We start from the raw sequence: 19,043 nt of genomic DNA on the forward strand, positions 1-19,043 counted from the left end.
GATGAAGACGTTTTACGGCACCGAATTGTCAAACCCGTTGATGCTGGGCACTGCGCAATACCCCAGCCCTGCCATTCTGGAACAGGCGTTCCGCGAAAGCGGTGCGGGGGTTGCCACTGTATCCCTGCGGCGGGAATCCGGTGCGGGCCAAACTTTCTGGAATATGATCCGAGAGTTGGGTGTTCTGATTCTGCCCAACACTGCAGGCTGTCATACGGTGAAAGAGGCCGTAACCACCGCCCATATGGCGCGAGAGGTGTTTGAGACCCCATGGATCAAGCTGGAACTCATTGGTCACACGGACAGCCTGCAACCCGACGTGTTCCAACTGGTCGAGGCTGCCCGCATCCTGACCGAGGACGGGTTTCAGGTGTTCCCTTACACCACTGACGATCTGATCGTCGGCGAACGCCTGCTGGAAGCGGGGTGCGAGGTTTTGATGCCTTGGGGGGCGCCTATCGGGTCCGGGCGCGGTCTGAACAACGAGTACGCCCTGCGTGCAATGCGAGCCGAGTTCCCCAACATACCGCTGGTAGTGGATGCCGGCATTGGACTGCCCAGCCATGCCGCCCATGCAATGGAGTTGGGCTATGACGCCGTGCTGCTGAACACCGCTGTCGCCCGCGCCGGAGACCCCATTCTAATGGCCAAGGCAATGGCGCGGGCGACGCTGGCCGGGCAGTTGGCCCATCAGGCGGACCCGATTGAGGCGCGCGATATGGCCGAACCCTCTACCCCTGTTGTAGGAAAGGCATTTCTGTCATGACGCTGGATCGTTTTTACCCGATCTTTGATCATTCAGCCTGGCTGCGGCGGATGCTGCCTCTGGGGATCAAATTGGTGCAGCTGCGCGTCAAGGACCAGCCGGATGATGTAGTGCGCGACCAGATTGCCGTCTCGCGCGATTTGTGCCGCGATCATGGGGCGGCCCTTGTGATCAATGATTTCTGGCAACACGCCATTGATCTGGGCTGTGATTGGATTCATCTGGGGCAAGAGGATCTGGACGATGCTGATCTGAAAGCCATCCGAAAAGCGGGTCTAAAATTGGGTGTTTCCACTCATGATGATGATGAACTTGAGCGTGTCCTGGCCCTGGATCCCGATTACGTGGCGCTGGGACCGGTCTATCCGACCATCCTGAAAAAGATGAAATGGCATGAGCAGGGTTTGCCTCGCGTGACCGATTGGAAAGCGCGGATTGGCGACATACCACTGGTGGGCATTGGCGGCATGAGCGTCGAGCGTGCAGCGGGCGTGCTGGAGGCCGGGGCTGATATCGTCTCGGTTGTAACGGATATTACTCTGAACGCCGACCCTGAAGCCCGAGTACGCGAGTGGATTGAGGTCACGCGATGAGCCGATATGTCCGCCAGATGCTTCTTCCCGAAGTCGGGACACAAGGGCAGGCGCGCCTGTCTGCGGCACGTATTCTGGTCGTGGGCGCGGGCGGTCTGGCTGCACCGGTTCTGCCATTTTTGGCGGGGGCCGGGGTGGGACAGATAACAGTAATGGACAGTGATACCGTCGATCTGTCGAACCTGCATCGTCAAACACTGTTTTCCGAGGCCGATTGCGGGCATTCCAAGGCCGAAGCGTCGGCCGTCCGCTGTGGCGCGCTGAACAGTGAGATCGAAGTCACCAGCTTGAATCAGGCTCTAACCAACGAAAATGCGCCAAGACTGGTGTCGCAAGCCGATATCATTCTGGATTGTGCTGACAGCTACGCGGCCAGCTACATCTTGTCGGATACTTGTCTGGCGCAGGGCAAACCTCTGATCAGCGCCTCGGTACTGGGGCTTTTGGGCTATGTGGGTGGGTTTTGCGGTGGGGCTCCATCCCTGCGCGCTGTATTTCCCGATGCACCGGATAGTGGTGCCAGCTGTGCCACTGCGGGTGTTCTGGGCCCCGTGGTTGGTGCAATCGGGGCCATGCAGGCGCAGATGGCGCTCAACCTGATCCTTGGACTTGATCCCTCGCCCCTTGGGCAGTTGGTGCAATATGACGCACGAACCCTGCGCAGCACCGGGTTTCGCTTTGATGACGCGCCTGAGCCGAACAGCTGTTTCCGCTTTTTGGCCGCAAGCCAACTGAAAGATTCGGATCAGGTTATCGAGCTGCGCAGCCAAGAAGAAGCACCTGATCCAGCCCACCCGAACGCGATACGCATATCACCGGATAAACTGCGCGAAATAGAGCCTAATACAGGAAAAAGGCTGGCACTTTGCTGCGCCACAGGGCTGCGTGCATGGCGCGCGGCCGAACAGATTCAACCAGATTGGCCGGGCGAGATTGTCCTTGTTGCGGCCTCAACCTCCTAAGAAAAGGAAACGCGAGACATGAAAAAGCTAATGACAGCCATCGCTCTACTGGCCGCCGCGCCAGCCTGGGCCGAGGACAAGATGACCGTCCTGCTGGATTGGTTCATCAACCCCGACCATGGGCCAATCATCGTGGCACAGGAAAACGGATATTTCGCCGAGCAGGGGCTTGAGGTCGAGATCGTACCGCCCGCAGACCCATCTGCTCCACCGCGTCTGGTAGCTGCTGGTCAGGCCGATCTGGCGGTGTCCTACCAGCCGCAACTGCACCTGCAGATCCATGAGGGCCTGCCGCTGAAGCGCGTTGGCACGCTGGTCGCCACCCCGCTGAATTGTCTGCTGGTCATGAAAGACGGCCCGATCAAGACACCCGCAGACCTCAAAGGAAAAAAGATCGGGTTTTCGGTCGCCGGTGTTGAAGAAGCGGTTCTTGGCGCTGTTCTCGGAAAATATGACGTTTCGCTGAGCGATGTCGAACTGATCAACGTTAACTTTTCGCTTGGCCCGTCAGTCATGTCAGGGCAGGTGGACGCGGTTATCGGGGCCTATCGCAACTTTGAGCTGAACCAGATGGACATCGAAGGCCATCCGGGTAAGTGTTTTTATATCGAGGAAGAAGGCGTGCCGTCTTATGACGAGCTGATCTACGTCGCAAACCCCGATACTGCGGATGCCGACAAGATTGCCCGTTTCCTGGCCGCAACCGAAAAAGCGACCCAGTATATCGTCAACAACCCGAAAAAAAGCTGGGAAATCTTCTCGGGCACTTCGCCTGAACTGCAGGATGAGCTGAACGCCCGCGCATGGACCGACACTTTGACCCGCTTTGCCCTGCGCCCCGCGGGTTTTGACGCGGGCCGTTATGCACGGTTCGAGCAGTTCCTGTTCGACAGCGGCATGATCGACAGTGTCAATCCGGTCAGTGATGTCACCATCGACGTGACAGCGCAATGAGCGACTATGGCAAAGCATTCACGCTGATGCGTGACACGGCGCAGGGGCCGTGGCGGGACTATACCCGCCACGCTTTTGTCGAAGGCATGAAGGATGGGACCCTGCCGCGCGAGGCGTTTCTGCACTATCTACGGCAGGACTATGTGTTCCTGATCCACTTCAGCCGCGCTTGGGCGTTAGCGGTGGTGAAATCGGAAACGCATGAGGAGATGCTGGCTGCCTCCCGCACGGTGAATGGGCTGATCAGTGAAGAGATGAAGCTGCATATCGGCGTCTGCGAAGCCGCCGGTATCCCACAGGACAAGCTATTCGCCACACCCGAACGGGCCGAGAACCTTGCGTACACCCGCTTTGTGCTGGAGGCCGGGTATAGCGGTGATCTGCTTGACCTGCTGGCGGCGTTGACCCCCTGTGTCATGGGTTATGGCGAGATTGGTGTCAGATTAGCTGAAGAAGCGACCTCCGAAACTTATCGCGACTGGATCAACACCTATGCTGGTGACGACTACCAAGGGGCCTGTAAAGCGGTCGGCGAGTTGTTGGATTCGGCTCTAACACGGCGTATTGGGGCGGATTTTGAAGCATCTCCCCGCTGGCATCGTCTGTGTCAAACCTTCCGGACGGCGACTGAGTTGGAAGTCAACTTCTGGCAAATGGGCCTGACGCCATGACCCCCGCGCCCGATCTGACCATCAGCGGTTCGGCCACAATCGACGACGCGAGCCTTTTTGCGCCGTTGACCCTGACCCTCGGAGCTGGGCAGTGGACCTGTCTTCTGGGTGGATCGGGCGTGGGGAAGACGACGGTTCTGCGACTGATTGCCGGGCTTGAGACCGGGGCCGTCTTCGCTGGCCAGATTTCTGCCAGCGATAGGTTGCCAGTGACGGAACGCGTTGCCTACATGGCTCAGGATGATCTGTTGCTGCCTTGGGCGAGTGTTGCGCAGAACGTCTCGCTGGGCGCACGTTTGCGCGGCGAAACTGTCGATCTGGATCGACGCGATCGTTTGATCAAACGTATGCGGTTGCAGGATCATATGAACAAAAAGCCAACTGAGTTATCCGGTGGGCAACGTCAGCGCGTCGCATTGGCACGGACGCTGATGGAAGATCGCCCTATCGTATTGCTGGATGAACCCTTTTCGGCGCTGGATGCCCGCACCCGCGCTGATATGCAGGAACTGGCCGCCGAAGCTTTGCAAGGCCGCACTGTCCTTCTTGTGACCCATGACCCGGCGGAGGCTGCGCGTTTAGGGCAATCCATTGTCGTCATGACGGAACACGGATTGACACCGTGCGATCCGCCGCGTGCCTTGGCCCCGCGCAGCGTGGATGATTTGGAGACACTGGAAACCCAAGGTGCCTTGTTGCGGCTTCTGCGAGAGGGCGCGGCATGAAATACCTCTCGGCTTTGTCCGCCACCCTGTTCGCTTTGGCGATCTGGCAAGGGATCGTGACTTTGACCGGTTTGCCCAAATTTATTCTGCCGGGGCCTGCATTGGTGGCGGAGACATGGTGGCAAAACCGTTGGTTGATTGCCGAGCATACATGGATCACTGCCATTGAAGTGGTGATAGGTCTTGCATGCGGGACGCTGTTGGGTGTTGTTACCGCGTTACAACTGGCCAACTCCCGTGCCGCACGCGTGTTGGTACAGCCTATGCTCGTGTTCACGCAGGCACTGCCGGTCTTTGCGCTTGCCCCGCTGCTGACATTGTGGCTGGGATATGGGCTCTGGTCCAAGGTCGCCATGGCAGTTCTGATTATCTATTTCCCGATCACCTCGTCCTTTTTTGATGGGCTGATGCGGACACCGCCCGGATACCTCGATTTGGCCCGCACCATGCAGGCCAGCAAGCGGGCCGTGCTGTGGCATATCCGAATTCCGGCTGCTTTGCCGTCGCTGGCCTCGGGGATGCGGTTGGCGGCCGTCTATGCTCCGATCGGGGCGGTGATTGGCGAATGGGTCGGCTCTTCGCAGGGACTGGGCTATCTGATGCTGCTGGCCAATGGGCGGGCCAAGACCGATCTGATGTTTGCGGCAATGCTGACGCTGGGCGTTTTCTCGATCGTACTCCATATGGCCGTCCGCCGTGCTACTGCGCGCATGGCTGGTGAGGCGCGTTAACCAATCAGAAACCGAATCTGCGTCAGTGTGGGTTCATGACACAGGATGCCTTTGCCGAAGCCCCGATGCTGTTTGATACGGACGAAGCGCCCGCGCAGCCGCTGCCTTCTGGTCGATTACCCTCCTATATCAAAGACCATCGTAAGCGGCTGCGCGAACGGTTCATGGCGGGCGGGTCGGCGGCGATGCCGGATTATGAGCTGCTGGAATTGGTGCTGTTTCGCTCTATCCCCCGCCAGGATGTGAAACCGTTGGCGCGGGCACTTATGGATGCCTTTGGTGACTTCAACCGCGTGTTGACAGCGCCAGAGGAACGGCTGCGGCAGATCAAGGGTGTGGGTGATACCGTGATCACAGACCTCAAAATCCTCGAGGCCTGCGCCCACCGGATGGCCCGCGCGCGGGTAATGCAGCGGCATGTGATCTCGGGCTGGGATGCGCTGCTGGATTACTGTCACACCACAATGGCGCATCGCGAGATTGAGCAGTTTCGCGTGTTCTATCTGGATCGCAAGAACGTGCTGATCGCGGATGAGGAACAGGCCAAGGGCACAGTCGATCACGTACCGGTTTACCCGCGTGAGGTGGCAAAACGGGCGCTGGAACTGAATGCCTCGGCCCTTATTCTGGTGCACAACCATCCGTCGGGTGATCCGACGCCTTCGCAGTCGGATATCGACATGACCAATCGCGTTCAGGATGCCTGTTCGGCGCTGGGGCTGACCCTGCACGATCACCTGATCATAGGAAAATCGACCGAGTTGAGCTTTCGGTCCGAAGGGTATCTGTGACGACTACCGCACCCAGATTTCGACCCGTCGGTTGACCTTGCGGCCCCATTCGCTGTCATCGCAGGCCATGGGCATTGCTTCGCCGAACCCTTCGGTGGAGACTTCGATGCTGTCAGGAATCGACGTTTCGGCTGCGGCCAATACCGCGTTCCGCACGGTTTGCGCGCGCCGTAGGGCGATACGGGCATTGGTGGCAGCCCCGCCGTCACCGTCACTGAAGCCGGCAAACACCAGTGTACGCGCCTTCAGCGTTCCGGCTTCTAGCATGTGCGCCAGCTGTTGAATGTTGGAACGCGATCGAGCGTCGGGGCGGGATGATCCGGGCTCGAACCGAACCGAAAGGGACAGGCGCGACAAGGGGCGCAGAGTTTCGATCATGCGCTGAAGCTCCTCTAACCCAACCTCGGACCCGCCGGTGGTAACGGCATTAGCAAGTCGGTCGCCTTGTACGCCAACCGGCAAGATTTCGGGCGATTGATCCACGTAACCTGCGTCACGAATTGTCATCTGGGCCTCAGAGCTCAGGCTGTAAGCCAGAAACTGCCGTGCGATCCGTGGTAGGCGGCGTTCAGGCAGATAGAGAAACATTGGCAGGTTCAGCGGATAGTCTTCGGTCTTGATCGATTGACGGGTCGCGGCCAGTGGATGCCCGCACCCACCGGTCAACGGTAAGGCTCGAGTGTTATCAGCCGACGCCTTACTGGCGATTCCGATGGAAAACGGATCTTTGGCGACAGCCTCGATCAGATCGCTCGCGCGGGCGTGGTGGATCGCGTTTTCAGCCATACCCACACCAGCGGTTTTCAGGATCTGATCCTCGACTGCCTGCGCAAGTCCGGACCCGGCATCCGGCGTATGCAATGCTATCGGCGCATCTGGTCCGCCCAAGTCAACCCAGTTGTCGATTTCACCGGACAAAACGCGCGCCAAATCGGCGAGCGAGATTTGATGTATCACGCTATCCATGGCCACCACCGGAACTATGGCGTCCAATGCAATAACCCTGGATCGTCGCGTCCGTTTCAGATCACCCAGCCCGGTGGCTTCGGCTGCCTCCTGTTCAGCTTCGCGCACCTCGCGTAAAGCCATCACGATATCCGTCTGATCCTCGATCAGATCGGAAAAACCTTGATCCGTCGTACCAACGTCAAAGAAGAACCGTGCCAACGGGGCCTGGCGATCAGTCTGATGCAGCTCATAAACAAAGGAGTTCGAATCCACGCGAGCAGGTGTCGCGGTTAGGCCTTCCTGCCGGGCAAAGCCGATGATCAGGGCGGGTAAGACCGTTTCGGCCATCACAGATGACCCGGAAAACCGCAACTCGGCTACGAAATCCGTCAGACTGGGGCAGGCGGGCCCGTCACAGGTGACGCCCGAGCCATCCACGGTCAACTCACCAAACTGCGTATCAACGCGGTAGAATTCGCCGTCATATCCCAGCAGGTTGCCCGTTACTTCAACCTGGCCGTCATGCGAGGTCAGAGTGATATCCTGCGCCACAACGCCGGTCGCAACTGCAACTGAAAACAGCGCGGTCATAGCCGCACGAAAAAATGTCATAAGAGAGTCGAGCCTGCCTGCGGATTACTTTGCCGCAATTGTCAGGTCTGAGAGCAGATTATTCAACACCAGAAACTCACCGGCTTGTGAACAATCCGGAAGGGTTAGGGACATGTCGCGCGACCGCAGGCGGCGGTCCGAAAGAAGTTCCAGTGCCTGCACGTTCAGCGTGCGCCCGCAATTGGCCTCGGTCACTTCAGCTTCGACCGTCAGGTCGATGATGCCGGACTGATCCGACGCGCCTGCAGGAAAGGAATACACCTCGATATTCTGAGCGTCACCCAGACCCGCCTGACCCAGTCGCAGGACCTCTCCTGCGCCATTTGCCGAGGTATCATCCCACACGTGGCCGCTGCTGCCATAGCTTGCACCAAACTCCAACGCGTGAATCTGCAGTTCGGTATCACCCCGCCATTGCAGGGCGACGCGATCATACTCGGCAATATCGGTAACGTGAGTGGTGGCGACCGTGCCAGTTTCATTTTCAAATGAAATCAGGAAAATCGCATATTCCGAAAGTGCCGGGATTGTCATGTCCAGAGCACCAGAGTCGTTGGTTTTCTGGCTTACCGTCAGTCCGCTATGATGAACTTCAACCCGCTCGTTCTTGTGGCACGGCGCTTTGAGTGACAGACGCGCCATCGCGCCGGGAATTGCAACAGCACGCGCGCTGATACTGCAATCAGAAGGTCTGGGGGTCGCCGGAATAGAACGGGACACGGGCGCGGTATTTACCGGAACCGTGTCAGAGGCCGTAGCCGAAGTCGGTACGATACCATCCAGTCCCGACAGAACCGAGGACTGTTCAGATGCAGACGCAACAACGACACCCTCCTGCGCGCTGGCAGGCTGCGCAGTTGATCCGTTTTGCATCAGATAGCCTATGCCCAACGCACAAGCGACCGTTCCGCACATGGTCACGTAGTTTCGAACTACAAACAAAACACCCTCCCCAGTTGAAGGAGCAAATCGCACTCTCGCCACGAATCGCGGCCAATTTGTGGCCGCGAGACGAACACATTGTGGATTTGGCGGGGTGACGTTAGGTCAGGCGTCCATGGCAGTGCTTGAACTTCTTGCCCGACCCGCACGGACAAGGATCGTTGCGGGACGGATTGCCCCAGGTTGACGGATCGTTTTCGTCGAATCCCGGAAGCGCATCACCAGATGCCGCAGCTTCGGCTTTTGCTTCGGCCTGATCGGCAGCCTTGTCTACAGCTTGTTGCGCCTGTGCCTGTTGTGCGGCCATCTGGGCAAGCATTTCCTTTTGCTCTTCCTCGGTCAGCGGACGCACGCGCGACAATTGCTGAGAAACGGTTTCCCGCAGGCTGTCCAGCATCGACTCGAACAGTTGGAAGCTTTCATTCTTGTATTCGTTCAGCGGGTCGCGCTGGGCGTAACCGCGGAAACCCACGACCGAGCGCAGATGTTCCAGCGTCAGCAGATGCTCGCGCCATTTGCTGTCAATGGTCTGCAGCAGAACCTGCTTTTCGATATTGCGCATGTTTTCCGGACCAAAGGCGACGGCCTTCTGCGCCATCATTTCATCAGCGGCTTTGACCAGACGCTCGCGCACCTGCTCGTCATCCACGCCTTCTTCGGCGGCCCAGTCCTGTACTGGCGCATCAATGGTCAGCTTGTCCTTGATCGCCTCGTGCAGACCGTCAGTATCCCACTGATCTGCGTAGGATTTCGGTGGCATATATTCATCGATCAGGTCGTCGATCACCTGTTCGCGCATATCCGAGACGATCTCGGACAGGTCATTGGCCGACATGATTTCGCGGCGCTGGCTGAAGATCACCTTACGCTGATCGTTCATCACGTCGTCAAATTTCAAAACGTTTTTGCGCATGTCAAAGTTGCGACCTTCGACCTTGGACTGCGCGCGTTCCAGTGACTTGTTCACCCACGGGTGCACGATCGCCTCGCCTTCTTTCATGCCCAGCGTGGTCAGAACCTTGTCCAGTCGTTCCGAACCAAAGATGCGCATCAGGTCGTCTTCGAGGCTCAGGTAAAACACTGTACGGCCCGGGTCGCCCTGACGGCCTGAACGGCCCCGCAGCTGGTTGTCGATGCGGCGGCTTTCGTGACGTTCCGACGCCATCACGTACAAGCCACCAGCAGCCAGTACTTTTTCTTTTTCGTCCGCATGATGCGCTTCTTCGGATGCACGCAGCTCTGACGGGTCAGCCTCGGGGTTTTCAGCCAATGCCTTCAGGACCTTCATCTCGACATTGCCGCCCAGCTGAATGTCGGTACCGCGACCGGCCATGTTGGTGGCGATGGTCACCGCGCCCAGACGACCGGCATCAGCGACGATCTGCGCCTCTTGTTCATGCTGGCGGGCGTTCAGAACGTTGTGCTCGATGCCTTCCTTGGTCAGCATCTGGCTCAGCAGTTCGGATTTCTCGATCGACGTGGTGCCCAGCAGCACCGGCTGGCCCTTATCCTGCGCTTTTTTGGTTTCACCGATCATCGCACCGTACTTTTCCATCGCGGTGCGATAAACCTGATCGTCCTCATCGACACGGGCAATCGGCTTGTTGGTCGGCACTTCGACCACACCCAGACCGTAAATCTCAGCAAACTCTTCGGCTTCGGTCAGTGCGGTGCCGGTCATGCCACCGAGTTTGCCGTAAAGGCGGAAGTAGTTCTGGAATGTCACGCTGGCCAGCGTGACGTTCTCGGGTTGGATCTGAACGTTTTCTTTGGCTTCAATCGCCTGGTGCAGACCTTCGGACAGGCGGCGGCCCGGCATCATGCGGCCGGTGAATTCGTCGATCAGAACGACATTCCCGTCGCGCACAATGTAATCTTTGTCGCGCTGGAACAGCTTGTGCGCACGCAAACCCTGATTCACGTGGTGCACGACAGTGGTGCTTTCCGGATCATACAGGGAATGGCCTTCGGGAATCAGGCCCGCCTGAAGCAGTTGCGCCTCAAGAAACTCGTTACCTTCATCGGTGAAGGTCACATTGCGCGACTTTTCGTCCAGAGTGTAGTGGTCTTCGCTCAGCGATGGGATCAGCGCATCGATTGCGGTGTACAGGTCCGACCGGTCCTGTGCAGGCCCCGAGATGATCAGTGGCGTCCGCGCCTCGTCGATCAGGATCGAGTCGACCTCGTCCACAATCGCGAAATTATGGTGCTTCTGGTAAACCTGCTCCAAATCTGCCTTCATGTTGTCGCGCAGATAATCGAAACCCAGCTCATTGTTGGTGGCATAAGTGATGTCGCAGGAATAAGCGGCCAGTTTTTCGGCGTCGGGCTGGCCTGACCAGATCACGCCGGTGGTCATCCCCACGGCAGCAAAAACCTTGCCCATCCATTCCGAGTCACGTTTGGCCAGGTATTCGTTCACCGTGACAATGTGCACGCCTTTGCCGGTCAGCGCATTCAGATAAGCGGGGAAGGTGGCGACCAGCGTCTTGCCCTCACCGGTCTTCATTTCCGAAATGTTGCCCTGATGCAGGAAGGCCCCGCCCATCAACTGCACGTCAAAGGCCCGCAGACCAAGTGCGCGTTTCGCACCTTCGCGCACGTTGGCAAAGGCCTCGGGGAGCAGGTCATCCAGGCTTTCGCCATCCAACGCGCGTTTGCGCAGGTCTTCGGTCTTGTCGATCAGGCCCTGATCCGACAGCTTTTCAAACTCTGGCTCCAATGCGTTGATCTTTTCGATCAGGGGGCGGGTCGCCTTGATCTTGCGGTCGTTCGGTGTTCCGAACACCTTTTTGGCGAGCGTTCCGAGTCCCAGCATGTTCACTCCAGCGGATCTGTTCTTATCGTGGTTGCGACAGGCTTGCCCACCTTGCGCGCAACCCATAGATACGGGGGGTGAAAGGCGGCCCTGTCCAAGGCTTCAAAGCGATGTAAGCGGCAGGTTCCAGAGTGTCAACGCTGCGCCCTGTCGCGGCAAGGAAATAGGATGATTCAATGCCCAAAGGCCTCACTTTTCTGCCATCGCTGGCTCTGACTGCCATGATGGCACTGCCGCTGGCCGCCGAAACCCAGCCCGATGCGTCAACCGTGGTTGCGCGGGTAAACGGGGATGAGATCACACTAGGTCACGTGATCGCTACCGTCGCCTCTCTGCCGGCGCAATACCAGCAGGCCGAAGATGACGTTCTGTTCGATTTCGTGCTGGAACAGTTGATCCAGCAGCAATTGCTGGGGCAGCAACAGGAAGGTCTGAACAAGCAGAACGCGCTGACACTCGACAATGAAAAACGGTCGCTTAAAGCGGTTCAGACAGTCGCAGCACTTACCAAAGATGTTGTGACTGACGAGGCCATTCAGGTCGCCTATGACGCGCAGTACGATGAATTCGCGGGCGACGACGAATTCGATGCCAGCCATATTCTGGTTGAGACAGAAGAAGAAGCCAATGCGCTCAAGGTTCAGCTTGATGACGGAGCCGACTTTGCCGAACTCGCACGTGAGAATTCGACCGGTCCGTCCGGCCCCAATGGTGGTGCATTGGGATGGTTCGGAAAAGGCCAGATGGTACCTGAATTCGAAGGCGCAGTGATCGCTCTGGAAAAAGGGCAGGTGTCGGATCCTGTGCAAACTCAGTTTGGTTGGCATCTGGTCAAACTGAACGACAAGCGCAAAACCGAGGCCCCCGAGCTGGACGCCGTGCGAGATGAGCTGGCCCAATCGATTCAACAGGATGCCATTCAGGCGCGGATCGATGAGCTGACACAGCAGGCACAGATCGAACGCCCCGCGCTGGACGGCGCAGGCCCCGAGATCATGCGTCAACTGGACCTGATTCAGGAGTAAAGACACGTGGCCACGATCACCAAGGTTTCGCCGCTGGCGCCTGCGTCTTTCCCTGACCTGCCCGCGATTGACGGTGTGCGCTTTGCCACCGTCGAGGCGGGTGTGCGCTATCAGGGCCGTACCGACGTCATGCTTGCCGTTCTGGATCCGGGCACATCAGTGGCCGGGGTCTTCACCCGTTCCGCCACCCGTGCCGCACCGGTGCTGGATTGTCAGGAGAAAATCGGTGGATTCAGCGAAGGTCCGGCAGCGATCCTGGTGAACTCGGGTAACGCCAATGCCTTTACCGGCCACTACGGTCAAACTTCGGTCGCTGAAGTGACGCAGGCCGTTTCGAAATCAACCGGCGTACCGGTTGAGCGGGTCTTCACCTCGTCCACCGGTGTCATCGGCGAACCGCTGCCGCATGATCGCATCGTGGCTCAACTTGAGGCGCTGAAATCAGGCCTCAGCCGCCATGCTGTCGAAGATGCCGCACGCGCGATCATGACGACGGATACGTTCCCTAAAGGGGCGAGTACACAGGTCGAGATCGGCGGAAAAACAGTCTCTATTGCAGGGATTGCGAAGGGCTCTGGCATGATCGCACCGGATATGGCGACGATGCTGGTCTATGTCTTCACCGACGCGCAGGTCGACCAATCCGCGCTGCAGGCGATGCTGGGGGCGCAGACCGACCGCACCTTCAACTGCATCACTGTTGACAGCGACACCTCGACCTCGGACAGCCTATTGCTGTGCGCGACTGGGGCGTCAGGTGTGGATGCTACTGGCAACGCAGCGTTTTCCGAAGCGTTGGAATCGGTGATGCTGGACCTCGCACAACAGGTGGTGCGCGATGGTGAGGGCGCCACGAAATTCGTGGAAATCCGCGTGACCGGAGCTGCTTCGGACGCCGATGCCAAGGTACACGGCCTTGCGATTGCCAACTCACCCCTGGTCAAAACCGCTATTGCCGGTGAAGACCCGAACTGGGGTCGCGTGGTCATGGCCATCGGAAAATCGGGTGCAGCCGCAGATCGCGATCTGCTGAGCATCTCTTTCGGAGACATCCTTGTGGCCGAGAAAGGCTGGGTCAGCCCCAACTACCGCGAGGAAGACGCCGCCGCCTATATGAAAGGTCAGGACCTCGTGATCGCAGTCGATCTGGGGCTGGGTGAGGGGAAATCCACCGTTTGGACCTGTGACCTGACCCACGGCTATATCGAGATCAATGCGGATTATCGCTCGTGAAGACTGTGTTAGTGTCTGCTGTTGCCTTGATCGACATCGAGGGCCGCGTCCTGCTGGCCCAACGCCCCAAGGGTAAATCTATGGCAGGCCTCTGGGAATTCCCCGGCGGCAAGATCGAACCCGGCGAAACGCCTGAGGCCGCGCTGATCCGCGAATTGCACGAGGAGCTGGGCATCGACACCTGGGCCTCGTGCCTTGCGCCTTTGACCTTCGCCAGCCACAGCTATGACGATTTTCACCTGCTGATGCCGCTGTTTGCCTGCCGCAAGTGGGAGGGCATCCCGCAGTCGAAAGAAGGGCAGGCGCTGAAATGGGTCCGTGCGAACGATCTGCGGAATTATCCGATGCCAGCCGCAGATGTGCCGTTGATCCCGATTTTGCGGGATTGGCTATGAGCAGCGGGCGTCTAAATGAGGGTATTCTGGACAAACTACCTTGAGCGATGCTGTCATTAGCCAATGGTAGAAGTGCTCCGGCACAAGCCTTTAGATCACTCGTATTGTATCATTACGGCTTCGAAATCGTCTTGGCTAATAACTCGTGTATGGTGACCTTTTCCATGTTTGTCCTCCATATGCCACACGTCACCCGGACCAATTTCCCGATTCTCCCCATCGCTTGCGGTGACCCTTACAGTTCCTTTCAAACAGATGAGCTTTTGCGTTACAGGTGTTGGATGGATTGGTTCATTCCAACCAGCTTTCAACCTCAGGAACATAGTCCGTTTAACGGGCTCTGGCTCAGAGACCTCAATATCCTTGGCAGGCGGTGCAAAACTGCGTTCCGTCAGAAAAACGCTCACGTCTTCCCAGTGGCTTGCGCCTTCGAGATCGGAAAAGAGTTTGTAAAACTTCATTTAGAATATCCTCCAGAACCGAATGATCTTCAGCAGAATGATACGCGAGGAATTGTTTTGTCACTCCAGTGAATAAGAGGTTCGTTTTCGTAAAGCTCGAAAGATGACGATTTTTCATCGTTACAATTCGTAAGAATTGAGAAAACATCAGGCAAAACTTGACGCTGATCTTTCCTGTGTCCCTTATCGGGGCATCGGCGTTCGGGTCTGACCCGGATCTGTCGTTTCCGGCTCGGAGGAGGGGCCGGATGGGGAGGAGAGAAAGATTGGCTCAGACGCAGTCGGGCGCTGAAGGGATGCAGTCTCTTCCGGCGCTGTTAAACCGCAATGTGACCCAGTTCGGGGATGCCCCGGCCTATCGGGAAAAGGAATTCGGGATCTGGCAATGCTGGACCTGGGCTGAAGCAGCCAAGGAAATCCGCGCCATTGCGCTGGGATTTCTGGAACTTGGCGTTGAAAAGGGTGACCACATCGCCGTGATCGGCCGCAACCGTCCGGCGCATTACTGGTCAATGGTCGCAGCCCAGATGGCAGGTGCGATTCCCGTCCCGCTCTACCAGGATGCGGTCGCGGAAGAGATGGCCTATGTGCTGGAGCACTGCGGCGCGAAATATGTCGTTTGCGGTGATCAGGAGCAGGTCGACAAGGTCATCGAGATTCAGGAGAACCTGCATCAGGTCCAACATATCCTCTACACCGATAAGCGGGGGATGCGAAAATACGACCACAGTCAGATGAACGCCCTTGAAGACATCAAGGCCGAGGGCAGCGCCGGCCATGCGCGGTTCGATGCGGAACTGGACAAGCGCATTGCTGCGATCACCTATGACGATACCTGCGTGATGCTTTACACCTCGGGCACCACGGGCAAGCCCAAGGGCGTGGTGCTGTCGAACCGAAATGTCATCGAAAGCGCCAAGAACTCAGCCGAGTTTGATCACCTCACCCGCAATGAAGACATCCTGTCATACCTGCCGATGGCCTGGGTAGGGGATTTCATCTTCTCCATCGGTCAAGCCTATTGGTGTGGTTTCTGCGTGAACTGCCCCGAAAGCGCAGACACGATGATGACCGACCTGCGCGAGATTGGACCAACCTATTTCTTTGCTCCGCCGCGCGTGTTCGAGACCCAGCTGACCAACGTAATGATCCGGATGGAAGATGCCGGCAAGCTTAAGCAGCGCATGTTCCACCATTTCATGGCACATGCCAAAAAAGTCGGTGGCCAGTTGCTGGACGGTAAGCCAGTGGGCCTTGGTGACAAGTTGAAATACGCGCTGGGCAACCTTCTGGTTTACGGGCCGCTCAAAGACACGCTGGGATATGGGCGCTTCCGGGTGGGCTATACGGCGGGCGAGGCGATTGGGCCGGAAATCTTTGATTTCTATCGCTCTTTGGGTATCAACCTGAAACAGCTTTATGGCCAGACAGAAGCGACGGTCTTCATTACGGTACAGCCGGATGGTGAGGTTCGTGCCGATACCGTTGGTGTTCCTGCACCAGATGTTGAACTGAAGATCGACGACAAGGGTGAGATTCACTATCGCTCACCCGGTGTATTTGTAGAGTATTTCAACAACCCTGATTCCACCGCATCCACCAAGGACTCCGAAGGCTGGGTCGCGACAGGTGATGCCGGTTTCATCGAAGAAGGCTCGGGTCATCTTAGGATCATCGACCGCGCCAAGGATGTGGGTAAGATGGCCGACGGATCGATGTTCGCGCCGAAATATGTCGAAAACAAACTGAAGTTCTATCCTGATATCCTAGAGGTTGTCCTGTTCGGCAATGGCAAGGATCGTTGTGTGGCCTTCATCAATATCGATCTGACGGCTGTGGGGAACTGGGCAGAACGCAACAACGTCGCTTATGCCTCCTATCAGGAACTGGCGGGACATCCGCGTGTGTTAGAGACGATTCGAAACCACGTGGAAGAGGTGAACAAGTCGGTTGCCGCTGACGAGATGCTGTCGGGCTGTCAGGTGCATCGCTTTGTGGTGCTGCACAAGGAACTGGATGCCGATGATGGCGAGATGACCCGGACACGGAAGGTGCGGCGCGGTTTTGTCGAAGACAAGTTCGGCGACATCATCATGGCACTTTATGACGGGTCCGAGACAATTTCGACTACAACTGAAGTGACTTATGAGGACGGCCGTAAAGGTTCGATCTCAGCGACGCTGGAGATCGTCGATGCCCCGGTTGTTCCCGTCGCCCAACACAAGGTTGCCGCAGAATGAGGGGCGTGCGAGCGCCGCTCGACCTGCGGTCATCGCCCCGCCCGCCGTCCCGTTATTGCGTAAGTCAGGGAGTGATCGATGCTGGATAGTTCCGAAGGATATGTCACCGATGACGGTCGCAAGATCGGCGGCGTGGTGATGGAGATGAAGAACATCACCCTGCGTTTTGGCGGTGTGGTGGCGATCAAGGATATCTCGTTTGATATCCGTGAGGGCGAGATTCGCGCCATCATTGGGCCGAACGGTGCCGGAAAATCTTCGATGCTGAACGTGATTTCGGGCTTCTATGTCCCGCAGGAGGGTGAGGTCTGGTTCCACGGGTCCAAGCGCCCGCCGATGCGGCCCTTTGAGGTGGCGCAGCAGGGCATCGCCCGGACGTTCCAGAATATCGCCCTGTTCGAAGGCATGAGCGTTCTGGACAACGTCATGACCGGGCGATTGGGTTACATGAAGACCAACATCCTTCAGCAGGCACTGTGGAAAGGGAAGGCCGAAGCGGAAGAGGTCGAGAACCGCGAGGCGGTCGAGAAGATCATCGACTTCCTGGAGATTCAGCATATCCGCAAGACACCGGTATCGCGCCTGCCATATGGCCTGAAGAAACGCGTCGAACTGGCGCGGGCGTTGGCGGCAGAGCCCAAACTGTTGCTGTTGGATGAACCAATGGCAGGCATGAACGTCGAAGAGAAAGAGGACATGAGTCGCTTTATCCTCGACGTGAATGACGAGTTCGGAACCACTATCGCCCTGATCGAACACGATATGGGCGTAGTGATGGATCTGAGCGACCGGGTGGTCGTGATGGATTACGGCAAGAAGATCGGTGACGGCACCCCCGACGAGGTGCGCAACAATCAGGAAGTCATCGACGCCTATCTGGGTGTCAGCCATGACTAAGGTCTGGGCAGAATTGGGGAGGGGCTGGCATGCCTGAACAACTCGTATTTGCGATGGAGGTCATCCTCAACGGTCTGATGGCCGGGGTGCTCTATGCGCTGGTCGCGCTGGGTTTTGTACTGATCTACAAGGCGTCGGGGATTTTCAATTACGCGCAAGGGGTTATGGCCCTGTTCGCGGCCATGACGCTGGTGGGTATCATGAACGGGCAGGTGCCCTTTGCGCATCTGATCAATGCCACCTTCGGGACGCACGTCCACTATTTCGGCTGGAACGTTCCGGCATTGCTGGCGATCATTCTGACAATGGGTGTGATGGTGTTGCTGGCCTGGGCCGTGCAGCGCTTTGTCATGCGGCATTTGGTGGGCCAGGAACCGATCATTCTGTTCATGGCGACCATTGGTCTGGCGTACTTCCTTGAAGGTGTGGCCGACCTGATGTGGGGTTCCGAGATCAAGACGCTGGATGTGGGTCTGCCGCAGGGTATCAACCTGTGGATTGACGAGACGACGTTCAACATCTTCGATTACGGCTTCTTCATCGACAATCTGGACATCGTGGCGACGATCATTGCGGCGCTGTTGGTTGCTGCTCTGGTGGCATTCAGCCAGTACACCAAGCAAGGCCGCGCGATGCGTGCGGTGGCAGATGACCATCAGGCGGCGCTGTCCGTTGGCATCTCGCTGAACTTCATCTGGGTTATGGTCTGGTCGGTTGCAGGCTTCGTCGCCCTGGTCGCCGGTATCATGTGGGGCACCAAGTCGGGCGTCCAGTTCTCACTGTCGCTGATCGCGCTCAAGGCGCTGCCGGTGCTGATGCTGGGCGGGTTCACGTCTATCCCCGGTGCCATTGTCGGCGGTCTGATTATCGGCGTGGGCGAGAAACTGTTCGAGTTCGCAATCGGCCCGATGGTCGGCGGCGCGACCGAGAACTGGTTCGCCTACGTGCTGGCGCTGATCTTCCTTGTGTTCCGACCGCAGGGCCTGTTCGGCGAGAAGATCATCGAGAGGGTATAGCGCATGACCAAGCTGATCGCCATCATCAACGTGATTGCGTGGGCAGGGTTCTGGGCCTTTGGGTATATCGCCCTTACGTCCGAAAATCTGACGGCTGGCCAACTGACCATCGCAGCGATCCTGGCCTTTGCCGGGTTGGTCATGGGTATTCTGGCCTACCTGAAACTGGTGCGCGCCTCTGAGGCGAGCGGATATGCCAAAGGGTCCAATCAACTGGATGCCGCGTCCCGGAACCGGGCGCAGGAAGAATGGGGAAAGTAAGA

The 19,043-nt window shown here is 57.8% G+C and carries 19 protein-coding genes; 15 read left to right on the forward strand and 4 right to left on the reverse strand.

The genetic code is table 11. The features are described from left to right. The first annotated feature begins 1 nt into the window (after position 1). Genes ACR0K5_RS17250 through radC form a run of 8 tightly spaced genes read left to right on the forward strand, consistent with a single transcriptional unit; the run spans position 2 to position 6,193 of the window. Positions 2 to 766 (forward strand): thiazole synthase, encoded by a 765-nt coding sequence (locus tag ACR0K5_RS17250; protein WP_480630886.1) that lies wholly within the window; start codon positions 2 to 4, stop codon positions 764 to 766. Beyond that, positions 763 to 1,359 carry a thiamine phosphate synthase gene (locus ACR0K5_RS17255; protein ID WP_480630887.1) on the forward strand — a complete coding sequence of 199 codons (597 nt, stop codon included), beginning with the start codon at positions 763 to 765 and terminating at the stop codon, positions 1,357 to 1,359. Before ACR0K5_RS17250 ends, ACR0K5_RS17255 begins: the two co-directional genes overlap by 4 nt. After that, a complete protein-coding gene (locus ACR0K5_RS17260; protein ID WP_480630888.1) occupies positions 1,356 to 2,321 on the forward strand; it encodes a ThiF family adenylyltransferase in 966 nt (321 codons plus the stop codon). The genes ACR0K5_RS17255 and ACR0K5_RS17260 overlap by 4 nt, the downstream gene beginning before the upstream one ends. Positions 2,322 to 2,339: 18 nt before the next feature. Further along, positions 2,340 to 3,275, forward strand: a complete 936-nt coding sequence (locus tag ACR0K5_RS17265; protein WP_480630889.1) for an ABC transporter substrate-binding protein — start codon at positions 2,340 to 2,342, stop codon at positions 3,273 to 3,275. Further along, positions 3,272 to 3,946: a thiaminase II gene (gene tenA / locus ACR0K5_RS17270; protein WP_480630890.1), complete on the forward strand. Its 675-nt coding sequence runs from the start codon at positions 3,272 to 3,274 to the stop codon at positions 3,944 to 3,946. Before ACR0K5_RS17265 ends, tenA begins: the two co-directional genes overlap by 4 nt. After that, complete coding sequence (locus tag ACR0K5_RS17275; RefSeq protein ID WP_480630891.1) at positions 3,943 to 4,671, forward strand: ABC transporter ATP-binding protein; 729 nt, start codon at positions 3,943 to 3,945, stop codon at positions 4,669 to 4,671. Before tenA ends, ACR0K5_RS17275 begins: the two co-directional genes overlap by 4 nt. Beyond that, the gene (locus ACR0K5_RS17280) at positions 4,668 to 5,402 is read left to right on the forward strand and encodes an ABC transporter permease (protein WP_480630892.1); all 735 of its coding nucleotides are present in this window, start codon (positions 4,668 to 4,670) and stop codon (positions 5,400 to 5,402) included. The genes ACR0K5_RS17275 and ACR0K5_RS17280 overlap by 4 nt, the downstream gene beginning before the upstream one ends. Before the next feature lie 35 nt (positions 5,403 to 5,437). Then, the gene (gene radC, locus ACR0K5_RS17285; RefSeq protein WP_480630893.1) at positions 5,438 to 6,193 is read left to right on the forward strand and encodes a RadC family protein; all 756 of its coding nucleotides are present in this window, start codon (positions 5,438 to 5,440) and stop codon (positions 6,191 to 6,193) included. Between the two features lie 3 nt (positions 6,194 to 6,196). Here the strand turns inward: radC and ACR0K5_RS17290 are convergent, their stop codons facing one another. The 3 genes from ACR0K5_RS17290 to secA all read right to left on the reverse strand — a co-directional run bounded on the left by ACR0K5_RS17290 (position 6,197) and on the right by secA (position 11,513). Beyond that, entirely contained in the window at positions 6,197 to 7,753 is a 1,557-nt protein-coding gene (locus ACR0K5_RS17290) for a phosphate ABC transporter substrate-binding/OmpA family protein (protein ID WP_480630894.1), read from the reverse strand. Between the two features lie 24 nt (positions 7,754 to 7,777). Beyond that, positions 7,778 to 8,695 carry a hypothetical protein gene (locus tag ACR0K5_RS17295; RefSeq protein ID WP_480630895.1) on the reverse strand — a complete coding sequence of 306 codons (918 nt, stop codon included), beginning with the start codon at positions 8,693 to 8,695 and terminating at the stop codon, positions 7,778 to 7,780. Positions 8,696 to 8,795: 100 nt separating this feature from the next. Next, positions 8,796 to 11,513 carry a preprotein translocase subunit SecA gene (gene secA, locus ACR0K5_RS17300; RefSeq protein WP_480630896.1) on the reverse strand — a complete coding sequence of 906 codons (2,718 nt, stop codon included), beginning with the start codon at positions 11,511 to 11,513 and terminating at the stop codon, positions 8,796 to 8,798. Between the two features lie 176 nt (positions 11,514 to 11,689). On the opposite strand from secA, the gene ACR0K5_RS17305 reads away from it, so the two are divergent. From ACR0K5_RS17305 to mutT, 3 genes are read left to right on the forward strand one after another with little or no spacing between them, the layout of a single operon-like run. After that, complete coding sequence (locus ACR0K5_RS17305; protein WP_480630897.1) at positions 11,690 to 12,538, forward strand: peptidylprolyl isomerase; 849 nt, start codon at positions 11,690 to 11,692, stop codon at positions 12,536 to 12,538. Positions 12,539 to 12,544: 6 nt separating this feature from the next. Then, positions 12,545 to 13,771: a bifunctional glutamate N-acetyltransferase/amino-acid acetyltransferase ArgJ gene (gene argJ / locus ACR0K5_RS17310; protein WP_480630898.1), complete on the forward strand. Its 1,227-nt coding sequence runs from the start codon at positions 12,545 to 12,547 to the stop codon at positions 13,769 to 13,771. After that, positions 13,768 to 14,166 carry an 8-oxo-dGTP diphosphatase MutT gene (gene mutT / locus ACR0K5_RS17315; RefSeq protein WP_170737274.1) on the forward strand — a complete coding sequence of 133 codons (399 nt, stop codon included), beginning with the start codon at positions 13,768 to 13,770 and terminating at the stop codon, positions 14,164 to 14,166. The genes argJ and mutT overlap by 4 nt, the downstream gene beginning before the upstream one ends. Positions 14,167 to 14,261: 95 nt before the next feature. Here the strand turns inward: mutT and ACR0K5_RS17320 are convergent, their stop codons facing one another. Beyond that, the gene (locus tag ACR0K5_RS17320; RefSeq protein WP_480630899.1) at positions 14,262 to 14,627 is read right to left on the reverse strand and encodes a cupin domain-containing protein; all 366 of its coding nucleotides are present in this window, start codon (positions 14,625 to 14,627) and stop codon (positions 14,262 to 14,264) included. 296 nt (positions 14,628 to 14,923) lie between these two features. Here ACR0K5_RS17320 and ACR0K5_RS17325 point away from each other — a divergent pair, with 296 nt between their 5' ends. The 4 genes from ACR0K5_RS17325 (at position 14,924) to ACR0K5_RS17340 (ending at position 19,041) form a co-directional block, all read left to right on the forward strand. After that, positions 14,924 to 16,867 (forward strand): AMP-binding protein, encoded by a 1,944-nt coding sequence (locus ACR0K5_RS17325; protein ID WP_480630955.1) that lies wholly within the window; start codon positions 14,924 to 14,926, stop codon positions 16,865 to 16,867. 78 nt (positions 16,868 to 16,945) lie between these two features. Beyond that, entirely contained in the window at positions 16,946 to 17,764 is an 819-nt protein-coding gene (locus ACR0K5_RS17330; protein ID WP_480630900.1) for an ABC transporter ATP-binding protein, read from the forward strand. Positions 17,765 to 17,793: 29 nt separating this feature from the next. Continuing rightward, positions 17,794 to 18,780, forward strand: a complete 987-nt coding sequence (locus ACR0K5_RS17335) for a branched-chain amino acid ABC transporter permease (RefSeq protein WP_480630901.1) — start codon at positions 17,794 to 17,796, stop codon at positions 18,778 to 18,780. Between the two features lie 3 nt (positions 18,781 to 18,783). Then, positions 18,784 to 19,041 (forward strand): hypothetical protein, encoded by a 258-nt coding sequence (locus ACR0K5_RS17340; protein ID WP_480630902.1) that lies wholly within the window; start codon positions 18,784 to 18,786, stop codon positions 19,039 to 19,041. The last annotated feature ends 2 nt before the right edge of the window (positions 19,042 to 19,043 follow it).

The organism is Ruegeria sp. AB9, from assembly GCF_056542585.1.